The 20,549-nt window shown below is 56.3% G+C and carries 18 protein-coding genes and 1 riboswitch; of the genes, 4 read left to right on the top strand and 14 right to left on the bottom strand.

Annotation, left to right across the window (positions count from 1 at the left end):
* Positions 1–147 precede the first annotated feature (147 nt).
* A riboswitch (cobalamin riboswitch) is annotated at positions 148–358 on the bottom strand.
* A gap of 81 nt (positions 359–439) precedes the next feature.
* The 11 genes from NSQ80_RS05865 to NSQ80_RS05815 form a co-directional block, all read right to left on the bottom strand.
* The gene (locus NSQ80_RS05865; RefSeq protein WP_127576432.1) at positions 440–2,020 is read right to left on the bottom strand and encodes a methyl-accepting chemotaxis protein; all 1,581 of its coding nucleotides are present in this window, start codon (positions 2,018–2,020) and stop codon (positions 440–442) included.
* A gap of 258 nt (positions 2,021–2,278) precedes the next feature.
* Entirely contained in the window at positions 2,279–3,490 is a 1,212-nt protein-coding gene (locus NSQ80_RS05860) for a response regulator (RefSeq protein WP_339301756.1), read from the bottom strand.
* A complete protein-coding gene (locus tag NSQ80_RS05855; protein WP_009226053.1) occupies positions 3,487–5,259 on the bottom strand; it encodes a sensor histidine kinase in 1,773 nt (590 codons plus the stop codon). The genes NSQ80_RS05860 and NSQ80_RS05855 overlap by 4 nt, the downstream gene beginning before the upstream one ends.
* 77 nt (positions 5,260–5,336) lie before the next feature.
* Complete coding sequence (locus NSQ80_RS05850) at positions 5,337–6,161, bottom strand: carbohydrate ABC transporter permease (protein ID WP_009226052.1); 825 nt, start codon at positions 6,159–6,161, stop codon at positions 5,337–5,339.
* Between the two features lie 17 nt (positions 6,162–6,178).
* The gene (locus tag NSQ80_RS05845; RefSeq protein ID WP_016313056.1) at positions 6,179–7,069 is read right to left on the bottom strand and encodes a sugar ABC transporter permease; all 891 of its coding nucleotides are present in this window, start codon (positions 7,067–7,069) and stop codon (positions 6,179–6,181) included.
* A gap of 127 nt (positions 7,070–7,196) precedes the next feature.
* Positions 7,197–8,549: an extracellular solute-binding protein gene (locus NSQ80_RS05840; protein ID WP_260069843.1), complete on the bottom strand. Its 1,353-nt coding sequence runs from the start codon at positions 8,547–8,549 to the stop codon at positions 7,197–7,199.
* Positions 8,550–8,779: 230 nt separating this feature from the next.
* Complete coding sequence (locus tag NSQ80_RS05835) at positions 8,780–9,685, bottom strand: MsnO8 family LLM class oxidoreductase (protein WP_157273485.1); 906 nt, start codon at positions 9,683–9,685, stop codon at positions 8,780–8,782.
* Complete coding sequence (locus tag NSQ80_RS05830; protein WP_009226048.1) at positions 9,682–10,368, bottom strand: histidine phosphatase family protein; 687 nt, start codon at positions 10,366–10,368, stop codon at positions 9,682–9,684. Before NSQ80_RS05830 ends, NSQ80_RS05835 begins: the two co-directional genes overlap by 4 nt.
* Positions 10,369–10,404: 36 nt before the next feature.
* Positions 10,405–11,373 carry an adenosylcobinamide-phosphate synthase CbiB gene (gene cbiB, locus NSQ80_RS05825; protein ID WP_323079038.1) on the bottom strand — a complete coding sequence of 323 codons (969 nt, stop codon included), beginning with the start codon at positions 11,371–11,373 and terminating at the stop codon, positions 10,405–10,407.
* Positions 11,373–12,116, bottom strand: coding sequence for an adenosylcobinamide amidohydrolase (locus NSQ80_RS05820; RefSeq protein ID WP_339301750.1), 744 nt, complete (start codon positions 12,114–12,116; stop codon positions 11,373–11,375). Before NSQ80_RS05820 ends, cbiB begins: the two co-directional genes overlap by 1 nt.
* A 90-nt stretch (positions 12,117–12,206) precedes the next feature.
* Positions 12,207–13,295: a threonine-phosphate decarboxylase gene (locus NSQ80_RS05815; RefSeq protein WP_009226045.1), complete on the bottom strand. Its 1,089-nt coding sequence runs from the start codon at positions 13,293–13,295 to the stop codon at positions 12,207–12,209.
* A 225-nt stretch (positions 13,296–13,520) separates the two neighbouring features.
* On the opposite strand from NSQ80_RS05815, the gene NSQ80_RS05810 reads away from it, so the two are divergent.
* Genes NSQ80_RS05810 through NSQ80_RS05800 form a run of 3 tightly spaced genes read left to right on the top strand, consistent with a single transcriptional unit; the run spans position 13,521 to position 16,317 of the window.
* Positions 13,521–14,525 (top strand): lipoate--protein ligase, encoded by a 1,005-nt coding sequence (locus tag NSQ80_RS05810; RefSeq protein ID WP_009226044.1) that lies wholly within the window; start codon positions 13,521–13,523, stop codon positions 14,523–14,525.
* Positions 14,515–15,486, top strand: coding sequence for a DMT family transporter (locus tag NSQ80_RS05805; RefSeq protein ID WP_323076037.1), 972 nt, complete (start codon positions 14,515–14,517; stop codon positions 15,484–15,486). Before NSQ80_RS05810 ends, NSQ80_RS05805 begins: the two co-directional genes overlap by 11 nt.
* Before the next feature lie 27 nt (positions 15,487–15,513).
* Positions 15,514–16,317: a Cof-type HAD-IIB family hydrolase gene (locus NSQ80_RS05800; protein WP_009226042.1), complete on the top strand. Its 804-nt coding sequence runs from the start codon at positions 15,514–15,516 to the stop codon at positions 16,315–16,317.
* A 459-nt stretch (positions 16,318–16,776) separates the two neighbouring features.
* Here the strand turns inward: NSQ80_RS05800 and NSQ80_RS05795 are convergent, their stop codons facing one another.
* The 3 genes from NSQ80_RS05795 to NSQ80_RS05785 form a co-directional block, all read right to left on the bottom strand.
* The gene (locus tag NSQ80_RS05795) at positions 16,777–17,514 is read right to left on the bottom strand and encodes an MBL fold metallo-hydrolase (protein ID WP_339301746.1); all 738 of its coding nucleotides are present in this window, start codon (positions 17,512–17,514) and stop codon (positions 16,777–16,779) included.
* A gap of 130 nt (positions 17,515–17,644) precedes the next feature.
* Positions 17,645–18,640 carry an anti-sigma factor gene (locus NSQ80_RS05790; protein ID WP_339301744.1) on the bottom strand — a complete coding sequence of 332 codons (996 nt, stop codon included), beginning with the start codon at positions 18,638–18,640 and terminating at the stop codon, positions 17,645–17,647.
* A complete protein-coding gene (locus tag NSQ80_RS05785) occupies positions 18,618–19,226 on the bottom strand; it encodes a sigma-70 family RNA polymerase sigma factor (RefSeq protein ID WP_339301742.1) in 609 nt (202 codons plus the stop codon). The genes NSQ80_RS05790 and NSQ80_RS05785 overlap by 23 nt, the downstream gene beginning before the upstream one ends.
* Positions 19,227–19,388: 162 nt before the next feature.
* Here NSQ80_RS05785 and NSQ80_RS05780 point away from each other — a divergent pair, with 162 nt between their 5' ends.
* Positions 19,389–20,546 carry an NEW3 domain-containing protein gene (locus NSQ80_RS05780; RefSeq protein ID WP_009226038.1) on the top strand — a complete coding sequence of 386 codons (1,158 nt, stop codon included), beginning with the start codon at positions 19,389–19,391 and terminating at the stop codon, positions 20,544–20,546.
* The last annotated feature ends 3 nt before the right edge of the window (positions 20,547–20,549 follow it).

Here is a 20,549-nt window from a genome sequence, read left to right as displayed (position 1 = left end):
CTCTACCGGCACAAAGAAAAAACCCCAATCCTAGCGGATGGGGTTACGTCTACAAAGTCATGCTGTGCGCGCGCAAAGCGGAGAGACTCCACGATGGCAGCGCCAAGCCATGATGCTCTTGGCAGAACGTTATCCTTTCCTCGAAGGACCGTCTTGAATTCCCGTGGCAGGTCTCCTGACTTCCAGGTCTCGACGAAAACTCGCCTTCCCATCTCCCTTCGCGGGCGACAGTGGCATCATGAGCTCGTCCCTGTTTACAGTGGCGGGACCGTGCCGGATTTGCACCGGCTTCCCTTTTAACCCGAAGCGGTACGGTATGCTTCACCGTTGCTCCAGGACCTACGGGCACAAATTGTACGCTTGTCTTAAGGCTTTCTTCTCTATTGGATTATAGGGGAAAAGCGGAGGACTGACAATAACTAATCCGTTATTCCTTTGATTAGCCCCGTTCTAAAGACAAATCGGCTCCCAGGACACCAATGACTTCACCTTCCCGGACAATCGGCACGGCCAGCGTCATGCAACGCCGCTTGGTGATCGCGGAGATATACACTTCGGAGACGACCGTCTCTCCGGCAATCGCCTGGCGGAACCAGTCCCGTCCTTTGGCGTTAAGCAAGCCGGCTTCCGGAATGGATACGATAAAAGAGCCGTCCTTGCGGTTCGACCAGGCCGCTTCTAGACCAGGCTCTGCGGCTAACAGCTGCTCCAGTGCAGCCCGGTGACTAGCCGGCTCCAGCATGCGGAAACCTGGCTGTTCGGCTGCCTCCAGCAGCTTCCGGGCATAGGCTTGACCAAGGGCCACCGCGTCTTCGCCACCGGCAGCCGGATCCGCCCCGGAATGGACGGAGTTCAATGATACCATCAGTTCGCCCTGGGCCCGATCCAAGCCCACGACCACCGTCTGCAGCTTGGAAATATGCTCTCGCTCCGATTCCATCCGAGCCAGCGCTCCCTCCACATGGGTGATGCTCCGATTGAGAGCCTCATGCACCTCGCTTAGCATCGCCTCCATATTCCGCGTCAGCTCGGCTTGTTCCCGGCTTCGCTGTCCCGCCTCGGCAACCAGCCCGTTCACCTCTGCCACTTCATCCGCAATGAACCGGATGTCCTCCCCCATTCGCTTCATCAGCGAAATTCCTTCCAGGGCCGAGTCACGTCCCTCTATCAGCGTGGACTTCACACGCTCGACATCCGCCGAGATTTGCTGGAACAACGGGGCGGAGGAGTTGATCGCCCTGGTGCTTTGATCCGCCAACTGGCGCATGCGCACGGCGACGACATCGAAACCTTTCCCCTGCTCGCCCAAACGAGCCGCCTCGATCGACGCATTCAGCGCAAGCAACGCGACCTCTGCCGCGATCTCCTCCAAGCTCCGATACAATGCGCCCAGCTTCCGGGTGTTCCCCTCCAGATCCTCCATCGGCCCCACGATCGACTCTTGGGATTGCGCCAAAGAACGAATGGTGCCGTCTACGGTTTCGAGCGCTCCCGCCATACGCATGGCCTCGGCTCGAGTGTTTTCGCTGCGGGTAAGCAAATGCCCCGCTGCGTCATGGATTTGGGAGGCCGAGGCCGCCACCTCTTCCATTGCCGCCAGGCTCTCCTGCACCTGTTCCAGCGAACGTTCGCTGCTTTGCTTGAGCTTCAGATCCTCGGCCGCTGCAGTATCGGCTAATCGTTGCAGCTGCTCGAGGCTCTCGCTCACTTCGCCAACCGCCGCCTGCAGTCGATCCGCCGCCACTAGCGACTCATTGAATACTGCCGTCCAATCGGTTTCCTCCCGCTGGGATTCACCTGTCCCCGAAGGAGAACGCTTGCCCGCCAGCGCCCCGCCTCCCAGTGCTGCCCGCAGGCCGGTTCCAAAGAACAACGAAGACCCCAAGCTGAGCAAAGTAAATAGCACAAGGCAGGGGATATACCATGGCGTCTTTGCCCATAACGCACAAACAGCCAGGACCGCCGTGAAGCCGACACTAAGCCAAGCAGCGATTCTTCCCAACCTTTCGTTCCGATTCATACTCCCACCCCTGATATGTAAATTTTGCTAACATTATAGAATAGGACTAAAGGTATAGAAAGGAAAAATTTAGGCATTCCGAAGTTGGGTGCAAATAATCGACGGAATTTTGTAAATAAAAAAGAGGAATGTAACACAACACGTCACATTCCTCTTTGAACAATCCATACCATCCTATATCTTGGGTGCAATCTTGCGGCATCCTCTCTCGTCTATTCGTTCATTCTCCCATTGTACACCAGAACAGAACGCTCTTCCCTACTTACTCCGCTTGCCGCTGCTGGCCAGCAAGATGTTAATATTCTGCTGCTGCCGGTATTCATTCGGCGTGACTTGATACTTCTTGCGGAACATCTGCGCGAAATGGCGGATGTCCTGATACCCGAGGTATTCCGCAATCTCCGCGATCTTCAGCTTCGGGTTCAGCAGCAGCTGCTTCGCTTGCTCCAGACGGAGCGAGGTTACGTATTCCTTGTAGCCGAGTCCCACCTTCTGCTTAAACAGCTGGCTGAAATACGCCGGGTTCAGGAAGACGACGGAAGCGACCTTTTCCAAAGAAAGCTCCTCATTGTAGTGCTCCTTGATATATTGGAGGGCAACTTCGATCGCTTTCTCCCCGCTGCCCTTCGGCGGATCCAGCAAGGCAACCGGCGAATCGGAAGCCTGTTTCATGCGCATGACCACCTGCGGCACCGACTTGAAATCGTTGTTTAAGCCTGAATGCACGATTTGAAAAGGCACCTTCAAATAGTGCTTCAAATGCGCCTTCACTTCCTCCTGAAACCGTTCGATTCGCTCCGGCTCCCGCGGCGTGATCAGTCCCAGCAGGCTTTGGCGGTCATAGCTGACAACAAACCCCCGGCCATGGCACTCGATCAGCTCGGACAACACGTTTTCAACGATAAAATGCTCCAGCCTTACGTTTTTGTCCCCGGCATCCATCTGAACCATCATCAAATAAAAGCTTTGATAGTCCTCCATAAACGGCGTCAAATCCAAGTTCCCGATATCCAGACCCGAGGCTAATCGCTGAAATACGCCCTCGCGCAAATATTTCAGATTGGCTTTTAAGAGCTCCTCTTCCTTCGTCAGCTCGCTTTCCTCGCGGACCTCCGTGGCCAGGGTACTGATAATTTCCTGCAGGCGCGTCTTCCCGATCGGCTTCAGCAGATAATCGCGAGCTCCCAGCCGCACCGCCTCCTGGGCGTAGGCGAATTCGCTGTGCGCGGAGATGACCACCCACTTCACCCGGGGAAATCTGCGTTTGAAAATACGCATGAATTCCAGGCCGTTCATTCCCGGCATCAAAATATCGGTCAGCACGATGTCGAATCGCTTCTCACCCATCAGCTTCGCCGCTTCCTCAGCCCCTTCGGCCAGTTCCACCCCGTACTCCGGATAAATCCGCTTAATCGTTCGCTTAATGCCCTCGCGAATCGCCCGTTCGTCATCGGCAATCAAAATATTCATGTGGCAACCTCCCCCTCCATCGGAAGCGGCAGCACGACGGCCACCTTGGTTCCTTGATCAGGAATGCTTTCGATCTCCAGACCATAACGTTCGCCGAACATATGTTGAAGGCGGCGGTGCAGATTTTGCAGCCCAATGCCGCTGCTGCCCGTGCCGGATACCTTCGGGATCGGGCAGTTGATCGACTGCTTCAACCAAGCTAGCCGCTCGGCCGTCATCCCGTTGCCGTTATCCTCCACCACGATTTTCAGCACATCTCCAACCTCTTGGGTATATAACTTAAGCACACCTTGGCGTTTGAGCGATTCCAGCCCGTATTTCACCGCGTTTTCGATAATCGGCTGAACGGTCATTTTCGGCAGACGAATGTCCAGCCACCGTTCATCGATCGATTTCTCCACCCGAAGCCGGCCCTCCAGCCGAATCAAGATAATCGTCAAATAATGGTTGATCTGCTCCAGCTCTTCGCGCAGCGTAACCTTCGCTCCGTCCTTCCACTCGCTGCTGTAGCGGAACATCGATGACAGCGATAAGACGAGCTCGCCTAACCGGTCGTTCTCCTTCTCATCCAGCATCCAATAAATCATATCCAGCGTGTTATACAAAAAATGCGGATTCACCTGCGACTGCAGCGCATGCAGCTCGGCGTTCTTCTCACTGACCGAGGAGATCTTCACCCGCTCAATCAGCTCCTCGATCCGGCTGACCATCCGGTTAAACGAGGCGACCAGAATATTAATCTCCTGGTAGGAGGAGACGTTCACCATCCCGCGGAAGTTCCCTATTTCCACCTGTCGCATCTCGCGGATCAGCTTCTTCAGCGGATTGGCAATTGTCCGCGACACAATGCTGGCGACGACGGCGGAGACGATGATCAGGATCGAAATGACGATCAGCAAATACCGCTTCGTTTCCAATAACTCTACATTCAAATCCTGCCGGGGAGTCACGCTGACCACCGACCAGTCGGAAAAAGGCAGGCGGGACGCCACCGTGATCCCCGAACCCTCCTGCTCTACAACCAAGTTGCGGGCTGCATCCAGCTTCGGGAGGTCGTCCAGCATCGGTGCCGGTTCGGTCAACGAGGAGACAACTTGGCCTTGCTGATTGACGAGATAGACCTCGCTATGCTCGCCCAGCTTGAGATTATCCAAAGCATCCAGCACCGGCCCCGGGTTCACCTCGTAAAGCACGACGCCAATCGGTTTGTGCTCGTTCAAATCAAAAATTTGCCGGCCAAAGGCAAACACCGGGCTGTCCTCGGCTAAATCGATCAGCGAGTGGGAATAGACGCCTAACCATACCAATTTCCCGGACGAATCGCGGAGCTGGCGGTACCAGTCTTCCTGGGGATAGGACGGATCCAGCACATTCATCGAGTTGCCGTAATTGTAGATCTTCCCCCGGTTGGTGATAACGTGAATGCCCACCAAATCATCACGCGAGTAAAAGATCGCCCCGATAATGTTCGTAATCGATTGTTCGTTAATATAGGCAACCGCCGGCTCGTCGGTTTTTTCGTTCAGCAGGCGGATCATTTCAAAATTGTTGGTGATCGACTTCGACAAGCTGTCGTACCCTTCATAAAGCAGGCTAAACAGCCCGACGGTTTGAGCTACGTTTTTCTGCGATAGGTCACTAATTTTCTCGTGATATTGCTCAGTCGTCCGGCTGTAGTAGAGCACGCTGACGATCAGCAAAATGCCCGACATACAAAAAAGAAACAGCAAAAACAACCGATGGTTTATGGAATGAAAGCTGTTTCGCAACTGTTTTCTCCCTCCCAACCCCGTGTCCTGCTGCTCCTTCATTATAAGATGGCGTCCTTATTTTGCAAGCGCAATCTTTACCCTTTTACTGCTCCGGCTACCATTCCTTTCGTAATTTGGTTCGACAGGAAGAAATAGATCAAAATGACCGGTAGCGCCCCCATCACAAGGAAAGCGCCGATGGCTCCGTAGTTTACAGAATATTGGCTGACGAATGTATATACCCCAAACGGCAGCGTCTTCAGTCTCTCCGACGAAATGAACGTGGCGGCCAAGATGTATTCGTTCCAAATCGTGATAAAGGTTAAAATACAAACCGTCATCATTGGCGGGACGGACACCGGCAAAATAATGCTGCGGAAAATCCGATAAATGCTCGCTCCGTCGATAAACGCCGATTCCTCGATTTCCGCCGGGATGCTCTTCATAAACCCGCTGAGGATAAAGACGGAGATCGGGGTGGAAAAAGCGATATACGGCAAAATCAGCGACAGATGCGTATTTAGAATATCGACATTTTTAAAAATCACCATCAACGGCAGCAGCGTAGCCTGCATCGGAATCATCATCCCCATCAAAAAGATGGTCATGACCATGTTCCCATACCGCCAGCGGAACCGCGAAATGGCATACGCCACCATCGAGCTGAGCAGGATGACGCAGATCATCGTGATGCCGGTAACGATCACGCTGTTCGATAAATATTTCAAATAGCTCCCGGACTCGTAAGCGTCTTTGTAGTTGTGCCACTGCAGTTCTTTCGGCAAGGCGAAGAAGCTTCCGCCCATGATCTCCTCATTCGTCTTCAAAGAATACAGCAGCAGCCACAACAGCGGGTACAGCTGGGTAACCACCGGAATCGCAAACAGCAGGTATACGATTCCTTTTTTGATTTTTCGCATGAACCTCGCCTCCTTTGCTAGCTGTATTTGCGCTCAAGCTTGTTGAAGATGGAGTTGATGATCGCCGTGCATGTGAGGCACAACAGAACCAGGAACGTGGCAATCGCGCTGCCGTACCCGTATTTCAAGGACAGGAACGAGCTGTTGTACATATGCGTGGAGATGACGTCGGTGGCATGCGCCGGTCCGCCTGCGGTCATCACCATGACGAGGTCGAACGCTTGCAACGAGCCGATAAACGCCAGGACGATCGATATTTTAAAGATCGGGACGATCAGCGGCATTGTGATGTAGCGGTCTGCTTTGAACCCTTCTGCCCCGTCGATTTTTGCAGCTTCATAAATCTCGTCCGGAATGTTCTGCACCCCGGTATATTGAATCAACAAATGATAGCCGAAATACTGCCACAGCGACACGAAATACAGACTGTACATCGCGATTTTCGGCTCGGTCAGCCAGTTATGCGTCCAGCTGTCCAGACCCAGGGCGATAAGCACGCCGTTCAGCATGCCGCCCATCGAGGTCGGGTTATAGATCGTTTTCCAGAGTTGTCCGATGATCACAACCGATAAAATGACCGGCGTAAAATAGATCGACGCCAGCGTGTTCCCCTTTTTCAAATAACGGCTAAGCAAAATCGCAAAAAACAAGCAAAGCGGAATCTCCAGCATGGAGGCTACCGCATAAAGCAGCGTTCTCCGGACCGACGGCCAGAAGACCGGATCGTTCCAGAACATATCTCGGAAATTGGACAGTCCCGTGAACTTCGGGGTGGTGATCCCGTCCCAGTTGAGCAGGCTGGTCCCAAACGATACGAGTATCGGAACAAACACCAAGCACACATACAACAACAGACAAGGCAATACGAAGACGGCTATTGTGCGTGCGGGCACCTTCAGTACTTTCATCTCTCCGCCCCCCAATAGAAATGCGATGCGAAGAAGCGCTCTAGCACGAATGCTTACAAGGGCTACTTCGCATCGATGGAAAGGTAACTTTTTTTAGAAGATCAGGTATGGTTATTGGCTAATGGAATTACTGCTTGTTGGCTTCATAGGCGGTTTGATGCTCTTTGGCCACTTGAGCGGAATCCACTTTCTGCACGAACAGGTTCTGGATGCTGCTGAGGTGGACTTGCGCCGTTGCCGGGTTCATCGTATTGTCGAACGCCAGGTCGCCGCCCTTCACCTTGTTGAACAATTCGGCGACTTCGATGGCCAAGTCGGAGTAACCGGCCGCTTTCAGGTCGCCGTCAACTTTTTGGCCAAGGCCGACAGCGTTTTTGTTCTCAAATTGCTTCTTCGGGAAGTTCAGCGTAAAGAAGTTCAGGAAGTCCTTCGTTTCTTGCAAGTGCTCGCTATTCGCCGATACCGCAAACGCGCTGCCCGGCGCCAGCATGAACTCGTTGGGATCCCCTTTGCCGCCCACCGTCGGGAACGGGAACGCACCAACTTTGCCTGCAACGGACGAAGCGTCGATGGCCCCGGTTTCCCAGGAACCGATCACCCACATGGCGGCTTGGCCGGATTTGAAGATGTTGCCGCCTGCCGTAGCGTCAATGGAGGTTGCGCCGTCCGGGAATGCACCGGCTTGCACCAGCTCTTGGAACTTGTCAACGGCTTCGATGAAGGCCGGATCTTCGAACGTTTTCTTGCCGTCCATGACGTCTTGCAGGAAGCCTGGGCCGCCGTTGGTGCGAAGCAGGATGTTCATGAACAGGAACGAACCGGTCCAAGAATCTTTCTCCCCGATCGCCAGCGGCGTGATGCCTTTTTCTTTGAAAATTTTCACGTCAGCCAGGAATTCGTCGAACGTTTCCGGTACTTTCGTGATGCCGGCTTGCTCGAACAGTTCCTTGTTATAGTAAACGACCTCGATGTTGTTCCCGTCTGGCAGCGCATAAACGTTGCCGTCGAAGCTGTAATAATCAAGCAGACCCTCTTGGTACGTGTCTTTCAGCCCGTTTTGGTCCAGCATGTCGTTCAGCGGTGCCAGCAGGCCGGCGTCCACGAACGGTTTCATTTGCGCGGCCGGGTTCACGATCGTGATGTCCGGAACCTCTTTGGATGCCGCTTGCGTTTTGAGCTTGATTTTTTGCTGGTCGGTATTCAGCGTGTCGAGCTCGATGTGGATATTGGGATGTGCTGCTTCATACTCTTCCACCAGTGCATGGATCGTTTTATAGGACGGAGTAGCCGGGTCTGGATAGATGTTCTGGAACGTGATGGTGATCTTCTCTCCGCTCCCGCTCTTCCCCCCGTTTCCGGCAGGCTCATTCGCCGCCGCATTATTCTTCGCACCACCGCCTCCACATGCCGACAGGCTCAGCGCCAATACGGCGGTTAAAGCGATTGCGGAAGTTCTCTTCCATAGCTTCTGATTGACCATTGGATCATACCCCCTGTATTTAGGATAAACCCATTATTATGCCTTTAAGCGCTTTCAACAAGGCGTGGACTTTGGATATCCGGTAGGTTTTTTTTAGGTGTGTAGATGTTCCCCTGTTTCCTTCCCCAGGAAAAGAAAAGCCCCCTAGCCTATATCTTGGTTGCCAAGGGGAACTTGTATATCGTTATGTTGGATCGGCTTGGAGTGGGTTGGGCGACCGCTTCTCGGGATTATATACCTAACTCAGCCAGTAGCCGATAGGAATGAAGCCGCTCCTCGTAATCGGGGATGGGGGATACGATCAGGAACTCGTCGTTCCTGCACTGGTTTTGCAGGTCCTGCAAATACTCGCGGGCTTGCAAGGCTGTCCCGGCAAACCATTGAAAAGGCGCCCCGCCGCGATCGCGGAACCCTTCCGTCGTCTTCGCCGCCAGTGTCTTTGCATGCGCTTCGGTCTCCGCGCAGATGAGACCCACCGCCAGGATCGTCGACGGCTTGGCCAGGTGAACGGAGGGGCGGAAGGCTTCACGGTACGACCGCAGGATCTCTGCTCCGTTACTGTCGCTCATAAACTGGCCAAAAACGTACCCCGTTCCGAGCTCGGCTGCGTACCCTGCGCTCTTGACATTGGTGCCCAGCATCCACAACTCCAGCGGAAGCCGCGGAATCGGCCGGGCGATCACCGGATGATCGTCGTAGCGGTAATTATCCGCTAGCAAGTCAGCCAGATCCTTGGCCAGCTGCGGATAGCGGCCGACCCGTTCCAGAAAATTGCCGCTTAAAGCCATCGTCACGTGCGCCTCACCGCCGGGAGCTCTCCCGATGCCGAGGTCGACACGCCCCGGATACAGGGCCGACAGCAGCCGGAAGCTTTCCGCAACCTTCAGCGGACTGTAATGCGGTAGCAATACAGCGCCAGACCCAAGACGAATCCGGCGGGTCGCCGCTCCAATGGCGGACAGCAGTACCTCAGGGGCCGCGCTGGCCAGTCCTTCCATCCCGTGATGCTCCGACGTCCAGTAGCGGTGATAGCCCAGCGCTTCCGCCTCCCGGGCCAAACGGATCGCCTGTTCGAGCGCCTCCTCCGCCGAATAGCCCGGAAGCCTTGGAACGAAATCCAGCAGACTTAGCTTCAACTTCCTTTCCCCCCTTCTGATTCTTCTTGCCCTTGAAAATACAAACGTTGAATCCCGCCCGGCCCAACATGGGTATCCCAAAACCCCAGGCCGGGCTGCAGCAGCGAACAAAGCAACGACATAACGCCGCCGTGGGTGACGATCAGCAGGCGCAAAGGTTCTTGCGCTGATGCTGAGGGTTGCGGCGCCAGCCCTAGCGAAAGAGGCTCCGCGGGTTGGTCGCTGGCCCGGCTTAGGGGGCCCGAGACCGTCCCCTTCACAGCTCCAGAACGCTCCAGCAGATCCCGGCATACCTCCGATACGCGCGATTGAAAAGCCTGCCACGATTCGCCGCCGGGCGGCGTTATCGCCTGCGGGTCATCGATCCAGGCTCGGTACCTCTCGTCATCCTTGAGCATCTCATAGGTTTGGCCTTCCCACTGGCCAAAGTTCATTTCCCGCAGCCGGGGGTCGATGTGCACCTTGTCCAGTAGATCGGGACGGGCCCAAGCCAACGTTTCCAAACAGCGCCGCAAATCGCTGGCATACACCGCTGCAAAGTTTACCCCTTCCAGTTCCCGGCGCAGTTCGGTTAAACCCGACGCTTCTCCCGGCAGCAACGGGGGATCGCTGTGGCCTTGATATCGGCGTTCCGTGTTCCATGCTGTAAGGCCGTGGCGAACCAGCCACCATTCCACATTCATCCTCTTTCCACCTCCCCTGCGTGCCAACGATTCCGACTATATCCAACCCCAATTCCCGGTGACCGCAATCCAGATCCCCGTTCCCAGGATCACCGTGGCATTGGCGGCCCAGAACATCAAGCGGGCCGTGCTGGCTACGTCCTCGGGCACCAGCTCGCGGGTTTTCTCCCCCATATAAGCGCGGAACGATACGACGCCGTGGTAGGAATTTTCTCCGCCGAGCCGCACGCCCAGCGCCCCGGCCACCGCGGCCTCCGGGTAGCCGCTGTTCGGGCTCGGATGCTTGGGGGCATCGCGGCGTACCGCTCGCCGCGCGCCGCGGGCATCCAGCCGCAAAGCCCAGGCCGCGGCGAACAGCAATAGCGCCGTCAGCCGGGCGGGGATGAAATTGGCGATGTCGTCCAGCCGGGCGGAGGCCCAGCCGAGATCGATGTATTTGTCGTTCTTGTAGCCGACCATCGAATCGAGGGTGTTGACCGCCCGGTACGCCATCGCCAGCGGGGCACCGCCCAGCAGCGCAAAAACGAGCGGCGACACCACCGCGTCGACGATGTTCTCGGCGACGGTCTCGACGGCGCCGCGCGTGATCTCCGGCGCATCCAGGTGCGCCGTGTCGCGTCCGACGATCATGCCAAGCGCACGGCGGGCGGCGGGCAGGTCACCGCGCAGCAGGTGGCCGGCCACGTCCATGCCCGCTTCCCGCAAGCCTTTGGCGGCGATCGTCGTCCAGATGAGGGCGGCCTCCACCGCGGCCGCCAGCCATGGGCTGACCTGGGCGAGCAGGCGCAGCAGCGCCCAGGTCAGGGCAAAGCTGCCGCCGGCTACGACCAGCGGCAGCAGCACCCCCGCCGCGCGGTAGCGGCGGGGCGGGACGAGGCGGCGGATGGCCGCCTCAAGCGCGGCGATCGCCTTGCCCATCCCCACCACCGGGTGGGGGAGCCAGCGCGGATCGCCGAGCAGCCGGTCGAGCGCATACGCGACCGGCACCACCCACCACGCCGCCATCATCGGCGCGCCCCCGCGCCTGCGGCCGCAGCGCGCAGCGACTCGCCTACGGCGGCGTACACCAGGCGGCCCACCGTGCCGCCCAGGTCCGTCGCGGTGCCCGCGTAAGCGTGCAGCAGCGGCCAGTCGGCCCGCTGACTCACGCCAAGCGCGACCGCGTCGGTCGTGGTGCCGGTGGCCGCAAGCCCGTTCTCGGCGTCTTGCACGCCGAGATCGCCCAGCGCGGCCGTCTTGGCCTCCGTCGCCGTCATTACGGCGTTGACCATCGCCGCCGGCGTCAGCCGCCCATCCACGGCCAGCAGCACATTAATCGTTCCCGGCGTCCATGAGGCCGGGAACGTCGTCCGCCGAACGCCCGCCCGCGCGGCGTTCGACGCCCCCGCCGTCGCGCAGCAGAAGACGGCGAAATCCTCGCCGCGTTCCTCTGCCACCGCGGCGTAGCGCATCGGGACCGCCGTCAGCAGCCCCGCTGTCCCCTCGGCCGGGTATCCCCATTGCTCCAGCAACTCCGCAATGTCCCGCGCCGGATCGTCGCAGCGGTATTGGCGGTCTACGTAGATGTTGACCATCCGGCGCAGCCGGCCAGATCCACCGCCATAGACTGCGCTGCTCAGTCCGTCCATCTCCTCCGGCGCCTCCAGCAGCAAATGCCGCTCCCCATATTCCAGCTTTAAGCCGGGCCATACCTTGGATTCATACACTTCGCCCGGACGGGCCGCCATAAAAGGCATTCCCATCGTCATCCTTCCCTTCCTCCCAACATGAAAGTCCACCAACAACAACTTTTAATACACCTAAGTTCAATAGCACAACATCGAACGCTTACCCGTCCTTTAGCCGCGCATGATTGCTTCCAGCTCCCGCAGCAGCTTGCTGCAGGCCGGCTCATCCTTCACCGCCAGCCGGATATCCCGCTCCGTCAGCCCCGGATACATCGCGCAGCTGCGCACCAGCACCCCGCGCCGCCCAAGCGCCGTTTGCATCGTTTCGGCCGTCCACGGCTCCGGCAGCCGTACGAGCAGGAAGTTCGCTTCGCCCGGCCAGGTTTGACACCCGAGACGCGTCAGCTCACCCATCAGAAGGTCACGCTGTCGCTTCACCAACTCGATTGTCGCCTGCTCATACGAAGCATCCGCCCTCAAGCAATACTCCCCCGCCAGCAGTGCCAACGAGTTGACGCTCCAGGTCACCTGCTTGTCCCGCATGCGCTGGGCCGTCTCCGGATGCGTGATCGCGTAACCGAGCCTGAGGCCCGGAATCGCATAAAACTTCGTCATCGACCGGATCAAGATGAGATGCGGATAATCCCGAAGCTCCGGCAGCAACGTGCGGCGTTTCGGTTCCGGAATAAAGTCGATAAACGCTTCGTCGACAACCACATACGTGCCGTACCGCTCTCCGGCCGCCGCAAACCGCCGCAGTTCGTCCAAGCTGTATTGCACTCCATTGGGATTGTTGGGCTGACCGATAAACGCCAAATCCGTCTCTCGAATCAGGCCCTCCACCTCCTCCGGCGCGGCCTTAAACGCCCGCGCTTCCGTTCCAAATACCAACTGCACCTGGGCACCAAACTGCTCCGAAAGCGTACGGTATTCGGAAAAGCAAGGCTCCACCACCCCAACCTTCTCCGGAGTAAGTCCCAGCAGCGCCAGTGCCATATTTTCCGCCGCCCCGTTGCCAATGACCAGCATTTCCTCCTCGACTTGAAGGTGCTCAGCCAACTGCTTGACCAGCCCGCGGTGCCCGGGATCCGGATACCGCACGATGCCGGGCAACGCCTCGCGCAGCGCATCCAGCAGTCCAGGAGGTGGCCCCAGCGGATTGATGTTCGCGCTAAAATCCGTCCATTCCCCTGCCGCCACGCCGTACCGGGCCGAAGCCGTCACCAGATCGCCGCCGTGGCCAAAAATCTCTAACTCCATCGAGCGATTCCTCTTTTCTTTCCAAAAAGTTCAGGTGTCCCCATTATCGGTGTCCCGTCTTTTTCCGTCAACAAGGAAGAACTTTGCGTTCTTTTCCGGCAAAAAACGCTGCTCCCCCTTTGGTTTCGACACCAATTGGTTTACAATAAAATCGTATGCGTGTATGACTACATCCCGGGGCCTGAGAATCAGGCGGCCGGCCGCAAAATAGGAGGATGGAGAACCATGCTGTTTATCGATAACGAAGGCATTACCGATGCGTCCGTCAATTTGGCCATCGAAGAATATGCCTTAAGACATTTGCCGCTGGAGGACGACAGCTATTTGCTGTTTTATATCAACGCACCTTCCATCATTATCGGCAAGCATCAGAACACCATCGAGGAGATCAATCAGGAATACGTTAAGGAGAACGGCGTGCAAGTCGTCCGTCGGCTTTCCGGCGGCGGTGCGGTGTACCACGACCTGGGGAACCTGAACTTCAGCTTCATCACCAAGGATGACGGCGAGTCGTTCCATAACTTCCGCAAGTTTACCGAGCCGGTGGTCGCTGCGCTCAAATCCCTTGGCGTGAATGCGGAGATGACCGGACGCAACGATCTTCAGGTTGGGGAGAAGAAGATTTCGGGCAACGCCCAATTTGCTACGCGGGGCCGCATGTTTAGCCACGGTACGCTGATGTTTAATCTGAACCTCGACAACGTACAGGCCGCGCTGAACGCCAATCCGGAAAAATTCAAATCGAAGAGCACCAAATCCGTGCGCAGCCGGGTGGCCAACATCATCGACTTCCTGGATCGCAAAATGACGATCGAGGAGTTCCGCGCTGAGCTGCTGCGGCATATTTTTGGCATGGAACCGCACGAAGTACCTCAATATAAGCTGACGGAAGCGGATTGGGCAAAAATCCATGAAATTTCCGAGCAACGCTACAAGAACTGGGATTGGAACTATGGTTTGTCGCCGGAGAGCAATGTGAAGCACGCGAAAAAATTCCCCGTCGGCATTATCGATCTGCGCATGAACATCAAGGACGGACATATTCAGAACATTAAGATTTACGGCGATTTCTTTGGTGTCGGCGACGTAGCCGATATCGAGGACAAGCTGAGAGGCGTAAAATATGAGGATTCGGCTGTACGGGATGCGCTCGCCGGCGTTGACGTGAAGCACTATTTCGGCAACATTGAGCTGGACGAATTCATCGGGCTGATTTTCCTTGAAGATTGACGAGCATCCGGCTTCTACTTTTATGAATAAGCCTGCCGCGAACCGCACGCGCCTGGCGGATTTGGCGCTGTTGTTCGTGGCGTTCATGTGGGGCTGCACCTTTCTGATCGTTCAGCATGCGGTCCGGGTGCTCCCGCCCCTGGCTTTTAACGGCATCCGTTTTATCGGGGCAGCGCTGCTGCTCGCTTTGATCATTAGCGTGTTCTACCGGCAAGAATGGAAGCAATTGTCCTGGCGCATGATGGGGCATGCTGCGCTGCTAGGGTTATTCCTGTTTTTAGGCTATACGTTTCAAACGGTTGGCTTGCTGTATACCTCAACCTCAAACGCCGGTTTTATTACCGGATTGTCTGTTGTTATCGTGCCTTTTTTGTCCTTTTGGCTGTTAAAACATCAAATTTCGCGTTTCACCTGGATTAGCGCAATTCTGGCTGCCGCCGGGCTTTACCTGCTGGCGTTCGCCGGCAGTTCCGGCCTCGTCTTGAACCTGGGGGATGCGCTCGTGTTTTTGTGCGCGGTTGGTTTCGGTCTGCACGTCGCCTATACCGGCGTATTTGCCCCCCGTTATCCGGCCTTGCCCTTAGCTTCGCTGCAGATGGCGGTCGTGGGCGTCCTCAGTGCGGCGGGTTCGCTGCTGTTCGAGCGCACCGCTTCCTGGAGCGAAACAGCCGGTCAACTGATGCAGCCGGAAGTATGGCTTGCGCTGCTCGTTTCCATCGGGCCCACCAGTGCATTTGCGTTTTGGATCCAGACAGTATGCCAGAAATTCACCAGTCCTTCCCGGGTCGCGGTCATCTTCGCCATGGAACCGGTTTTTGCTGCAGCGACCGGCGTGCTTTTTGGCGGCGAGCAATTAGGCTGGGCCACTGGGCTTGGCTGTCTATGTATTCTGGGAGGCATGCTGCTCGCGGAATTAAAATCGGGTGGAGTTGAATCTGAATCCCCCGAATCGGTTGGATAGAGAGATCTTCCTTAAAGGAGAGAAACCATGTATAAACTGATTGCCATCGATATTGATGATACTTTAATTAATGATGACAAAGAGGTCACCCCTGCAACACAGCAGGCGTTGGAGCAAGCGGTGGCCAAGGGCGTCGTCGTCACGCTGGCTACCGGCCGCGCTTACGCATCTGCTCAAGCGATCGCCCGTCAAACGGGACTTAACGTACCGATTATTACGTACCAAGGCGCACTGGTCAAAAACCTGATGGACGAAAAGGTGCTCTACGAGCGTTACGTCCCCATGGAAGCAGCGCGCAAGCTGTTCGAATACTGCATCGAGCGCAACCTGCACCTGCAAACGTACATTGACGATAAGCTGTACGCCCGCGAGGAGAACCAGAAGCTGATCGACTACACCAAGCTGAACCGGACGCAATATTATGTGGAGCCGGATTTTGCCAAGCTGGTCGCCCAGCCAACGCCAAAAATGCTGATCATCGACGAACCCGATTACCTGGACCAAATCGCGCCGGAGCTGCGCGAGCTGCTCGGGGACGGCGTTCATATCACCAAGTCGAAGCCGAACTTCCTGGAAATCATGCATGAGGAAGGCACCAAGGGCCATGCTCTGCGCTTCCTGGCCGCCCATTTTGGTTGCGACTTATCAGAAACGATCGCTATCGGCGACTCCTGGAACGACCATGAGATGCTCGAAGCCGCCGGCCTAGGTGTGGCGATGGGTAATGCCATCCCAGCGCTGAAGGAAATCGCCGACTATGTCACGTTAAGCAACAATGAAGACGGCGTGAAGCATGTCATCGAGAAGTTTGTGCTGAATGCAAAAAACTAACTGGATCCTTCCAGTTAGTTTTTTTTTAAAATATAGCTGAAATTTCGAATATAATTTGCTGTTAAACGCCCAAAACTCGAAATCTATTCGGTTTTTCATATAGATTCAGGGCATTTGCGTCAAAATGGGGTGATTAAGCATGAAATTTCATATACATTTGGTCAAAATGACCCCACGTGGGTGAAATGTATTCGAATTTTCGCATACATTATCATGCCCGCTGGAAACGGAGCTCAGACATCTGCTTGGACAACGGTTGGCAACGAAGTTCAGACATCCGCTAGGACATTCGCTGGGAAACGAAGCCGTACATCCGCCGGTGCATCCGTTGGAACACAGCTGTACATCTGCTCGTAAATCCCTCGGACATCTCCTTGAAAATCCTTTGGAAATCCCCTCGGAGCCCCTTAGCCTTTACTTCCCCTTCTGCAGCGACATTTGCATTCCCGTCACTGCAAACTACACTCCCTCTGGCAGTCCATAATCGCGTCGCAGATCGATGTCATGCGACAGATGCGTGAATACCGTCCGCGTCGGCCGAATCTCGTTCAACAACTCCAGTGCCTCCTTCACGTCATACACCGACCGGGTCGTAAATTCGGCGGTTTCGTGATAAAAGCTTGTGCCTAGCACCAGCAGATCAAGGCCAAACAACGGCTGCTTTTGATCCTCTGGCAAGGCGATGGAATCCGAGCAGTAAGCCCAGGTGAAGCCATCTTTCTCTAATCGATAGGCGTACGAAAAGCCGTTTTTGCCGTGGAAGACCTTCCACGCGGAAATCTGCCACCGGGCTAGGCGAGTGCCCTCCGCGCCAACGGCATGCAGATCTAAATGGCTGCCCAGCCAAGGGAACTGGCGAAGGATCGTGTCCAACACCTCCTGCGGCGCATACAATTGTCCCCGTCTACCCAGCCAGCGGCAGGCATCGGCCCATTCGGGCAGTCCGCCAATATGGTCGAAATGGGCGTGCGTGATCAGAATTTGCTCCGCAAAACGCTGCCCTCGCCGCTCCATCCCGGACCGCCAATCCGGTCCGCAATCGATTAGGAAGCCGCCCTCTTCACCTTCCACCGCCACCAGAGCGCGATACCTCCGGTTCACACCGGAGCTGCGCGCTTCCCCGCACACCTCGCAATCACAATACACTCTAGGAACGCCCATCGCATCCCCGGTGCCGATAAACTCAAGCCGATCCATATCGAAATGTCTCCCTCCTGCCGAGCCGCTCGCCTTAGTTTTACGAGTCGTGCCCCGCTCGCCATATCCTGCAACTCTCGCGTAAAAAAGCGAGATTTAGGAAACCTCCCAAATCTCGCTTTGCTTGGCACTACCGCCCCAACAAATCCAACGAGATCGAATTAGAAAACCCGTTCATCTCCGGCGCGCCATAAGCGGGTTCAATCGTCAGCTCTAGGCTGTCTCCATAACTCAGCGTCTTGTCCTTGACGTAGAGATGCGCCCGGTTGTTGTGGTATTGCAGCAACCCTAAGCTGTCGCGCGCCCCTTCCTTCACGATCCATACGCGGACCATCTGCCCTTTATCCGGAACGAGCCCGCCGACCAGCATCAGCACCTCTCGGGTACCTGCATTGTACCACACCATGCCGTTCTCCGGCTCCATGCGGCCCATGGCGATTGGATAAGAGATCGTGTCCGGCTTCGACAGGACCGGCAGCGCTTCAGGCTCGTAGGTTTGCACATAGCGGTCCCAGCTGGCTTCGGGCTGGTTCAGGTGATCGATGACAACCCCCATGCCGACCAGTACGATCAGCGCGGCCGCCAGCGACACCGTCCACTTCCAACGAACGGTGAACAGCCGTAACGCTCGGCGTCGCCAGCTGATCCATCTTACCCGACTCCGCAGGCTGCGCCGTATCCGCTCGGAAGGGGTAGCGCCCGCCCACGGGTCCAAGCGCTGCGCGGAAGGAGAAACGGCCTGCTGATGCAGTTGAGGCTGCGACGGTCCTGGGGCAGCCGCCAGGTTTGGAGTAAGCTCCCGGTTGCCAACAGCCGGTCTCCCCGGCAGTTCCGGCAGCTCCATTTGCTCTGGCTGCACCTTCGTCCCCGGTTGCTCCGTTTTCTTCAGCTGCCCCGGCAATGAACCGTCCTCGCCGTCGATCCCCAGGACGCTCTCCCAATACGTTTTCTGCTCCAGGCAGACCGTGCAGCTATCCAGGTGCAACGCCATTTCAGAGTGCCGCGGTTCCTCCAGCGTTCCCAGCAACCAATCAATCCACTCCTGCTCAGTGTACATCCGAATGCAGACGTTCTCGTTGCCCGGCCCGCCGATGTTGCGAACCTTATCGCTGTCTTGCCCGTTCATGCTCGTTCCCTCCTTCCAGCGGTTCTCCCCAACCTTGCTTCTCCAGTTGCTTGCGCAAATTGTTCAGCCCGTAACGTACCCAAGACTTTACGGTGCCAATCGGAACGCTCCAAGCTTCCGCCATTTCGCGTTGGGTTTGCAAGGCGAAATAAGAGCCCATAATCGCCTTCTTCTGCGTCTCCGGCAGCGCGTAGATCGCTGTGCGGAGCGCTTCCCGTTCCAACCGGGACAAGACTTGATTCTCGCCGGAGCTGTCTTCGTCCACCGCATCCCGGCGCAGCGCCTCATCGCCCGGATACTTCAGCCGCGCTTTGCGCCGCAATCGGTCCAGACTGCGGCTGCGGGTCATCACCGCCAGCCAGGCTTTGATTGACCCGCGCGACGGGTCATAATCTTGCCCCCGCCGCAGCACCTCCAAAAACACCTCATGGCAAATATCCTCGGCCTCCATCCGCTCCCCAACCAGACGGCCGGCCACCTGCATGACAAAAGGAGAATAACAGGCATAAAACGTATCAAATGCGCGGACGGAACCGTTGCACATCTCACGCAGCTGCCTGGTCATCTCTTCATTTTGCAGGTCCATACTTGTCCCTCCCGCAAAATTTCTCCTCTTCTTACCTCCCGTTTTATCAAAAATGAATTCGCTTGAAAACCCCAAAAAAATTTCTAGAATCGAATAAATCCAAAGCGTCGTTTCGTGCGTACCTTTGATGAACATCATTATTTTTCTTAGGGGGTACAAGAGATGCTTCAAACCTATCGAAAAGCGGCGTTCTTGCTGCTCATTCTGGTCACGACCCTAAGCGTTGCCTTATCCGGGGTCGGCAAAGCCTCGGCGGCGGGCTCGTTGGAGCTCTTCACGCCATATTTGGAATGGTCCGCTGCACCGGGCGAATCTGTGTCTTATTCGATCGATCTTGTCAACCATGGCAGCAGTACGGCTTCGGCCAATCTCTCGCTGGAGACGCAAAGCAAGGATTGGAAATACGAACTCACCGCAGGCGGGCGCGAAATTTCGCGGCTGGCGGTAAAGGCCGGTGAAACGCAATCCTTCACCCTCGATCTTGAGGTCCCGCTGCAAATTAACAAAGGCCGGTACGTGTTCAATCTTAAAGCGGATGATGCAACGCTGCCGCTGGTCGTTAACGTCTCCGAGCAAGGGACCTTCAAAACCGAGCTGACCTTGGATCAAGCCAACATGGAAGGCCATTCGGACTCCACGTTTACGTATAGCGCGGTGCTGCGTAACCGAACGACGCAAAAGCAGACCTACGCCTTCAACGCACAAGCCGAGCAAGGCTGGGACGTTCGTTTCAAAGCTGACGGCAACAGCGTCACTTCGGTTGAAGTGGAACCCAACACCGAGAAGTCGATTACGATTGAAGTGAAGCCGCCGGAGCAAATCAAAGCCGGCACCTATGAAATCCCGATTTCGGCAACGAGCGGCGATACCACAGCCAACGCCAAAATCGAAGCGGTCGTAACGGGAACGTACGACATGAAGTTTTCCACGGTGGATGACCGGCTGAGCACAGACGTGGGCGCAGGTTCCGAACGCAAACTGACCTTCGTGGTCCAAAATACCGGCTCCGCTGAGCTGCAAGATCTCTCCTTCTCCTCGGCCGCTCCGACGGATTGGGAGGTGTCCTTCGAGCCTTCCTCGATCACATCGATCGCGCCGGGTGAAAGCAAGCAGGTTCAAGCCACCATTAAATCCAGCAAAAAATCGCTCCCAGGGGACTACATCGTCAGTCTGACTGCCTCCTCCGCGAACAAAAGCGCGAACGCTGATCTGCGGGTTACCGTAAAATCGTCCGTATTATGGGGATGGGTGGGGGTTCTCATCATACTGGCCGTTTGCGGAGGCATCTATTACCTGTTCCGGAAATATGGGAGAAGATAATCC

The sequence above is a fragment of the Paenibacillus sp. FSL K6-2441 genome, assembly GCF_037964765.1.
GTDB classification, from domain to species: Bacteria; Bacillota; Bacilli; order Paenibacillales; family Paenibacillaceae; genus Fontibacillus; species Fontibacillus phoenicis.
Note: the sequence above shows the minus strand (reverse complement) of the source record. Positions and strands in the feature narration are given on the sequence as shown.

What these genes read in the sequence shown, in the direction of transcription:
- NSQ80_RS05865 (WP_127576432.1), bottom strand. Translation starts at nt 2,020, where the DNA reads ATGAATCGGAACGAAAGGTTGGGAAGAATCGCTGCTTGGCTTAGTGTC.
- NSQ80_RS05860 (WP_339301756.1), bottom strand. Translation starts at nt 3,490, where the DNA reads ATGAATATTTTGATTGCCGATGACGAACGGGCGATTCGCGAGGGCATT.
- NSQ80_RS05850 (WP_009226052.1), bottom strand. Translation starts at nt 6,161, where the DNA reads ATGCGAAAAATCAAAAAAGGAATCGTATACCTGCTGTTTGCGATTCCG.
- NSQ80_RS05845 (WP_016313056.1), bottom strand. Translation starts at nt 7,069, where the DNA reads ATGAAAGTACTGAAGGTGCCCGCACGCACAATAGCCGTCTTCGTATTG.
- NSQ80_RS05840 (WP_260069843.1), bottom strand. Translation starts at nt 8,549, where the DNA reads ATGGTCAATCAGAAGCTATGGAAGAGAACTTCCGCAATCGCTTTAACC.
- NSQ80_RS05830 (WP_009226048.1), bottom strand. Translation starts at nt 10,368, where the DNA reads ATGAATGTGGAATGGTGGCTGGTTCGCCACGGCCTTACAGCATGGAAC.
- cbiB (WP_323079038.1), bottom strand. Translation starts at nt 11,373, where the DNA reads ATGGCGGCGTGGTGGGTGGTGCCGGTCGCGTATGCGCTCGACCGGCTG.
- NSQ80_RS05820 (WP_339301750.1), bottom strand. Translation starts at nt 12,116, where the DNA reads ATGACGATGGGAATGCCTTTTATGGCGGCCCGTCCGGGCGAAGTGTAT.
- NSQ80_RS05815 (WP_009226045.1), bottom strand. Translation starts at nt 13,295, where the DNA reads ATGGAGTTAGAGATTTTTGGCCACGGCGGCGATCTGGTGACGGCTTCG.
- NSQ80_RS05810 (WP_009226044.1), top strand. Translation starts at nt 13,521, where the DNA reads ATGCTGTTTATCGATAACGAAGGCATTACCGATGCGTCCGTCAATTTG.
- NSQ80_RS05800 (WP_009226042.1), top strand. Translation starts at nt 15,514, where the DNA reads ATGTATAAACTGATTGCCATCGATATTGATGATACTTTAATTAATGAT.
- NSQ80_RS05795 (WP_339301746.1), bottom strand. Translation starts at nt 17,514, where the DNA reads ATGGATCGGCTTGAGTTTATCGGCACCGGGGATGCGATGGGCGTTCCT.
- NSQ80_RS05790 (WP_339301744.1), bottom strand. Translation starts at nt 18,640, where the DNA reads ATGAACGGGCAAGACAGCGATAAGGTTCGCAACATCGGCGGGCCGGGC.
- NSQ80_RS05785 (WP_339301742.1), bottom strand. Translation starts at nt 19,226, where the DNA reads ATGGACCTGCAAAATGAAGAGATGACCAGGCAGCTGCGTGAGATGTGC.
- NSQ80_RS05780 (WP_009226038.1), top strand. Translation starts at nt 19,389, where the DNA reads ATGCTTCAAACCTATCGAAAAGCGGCGTTCTTGCTGCTCATTCTGGTC.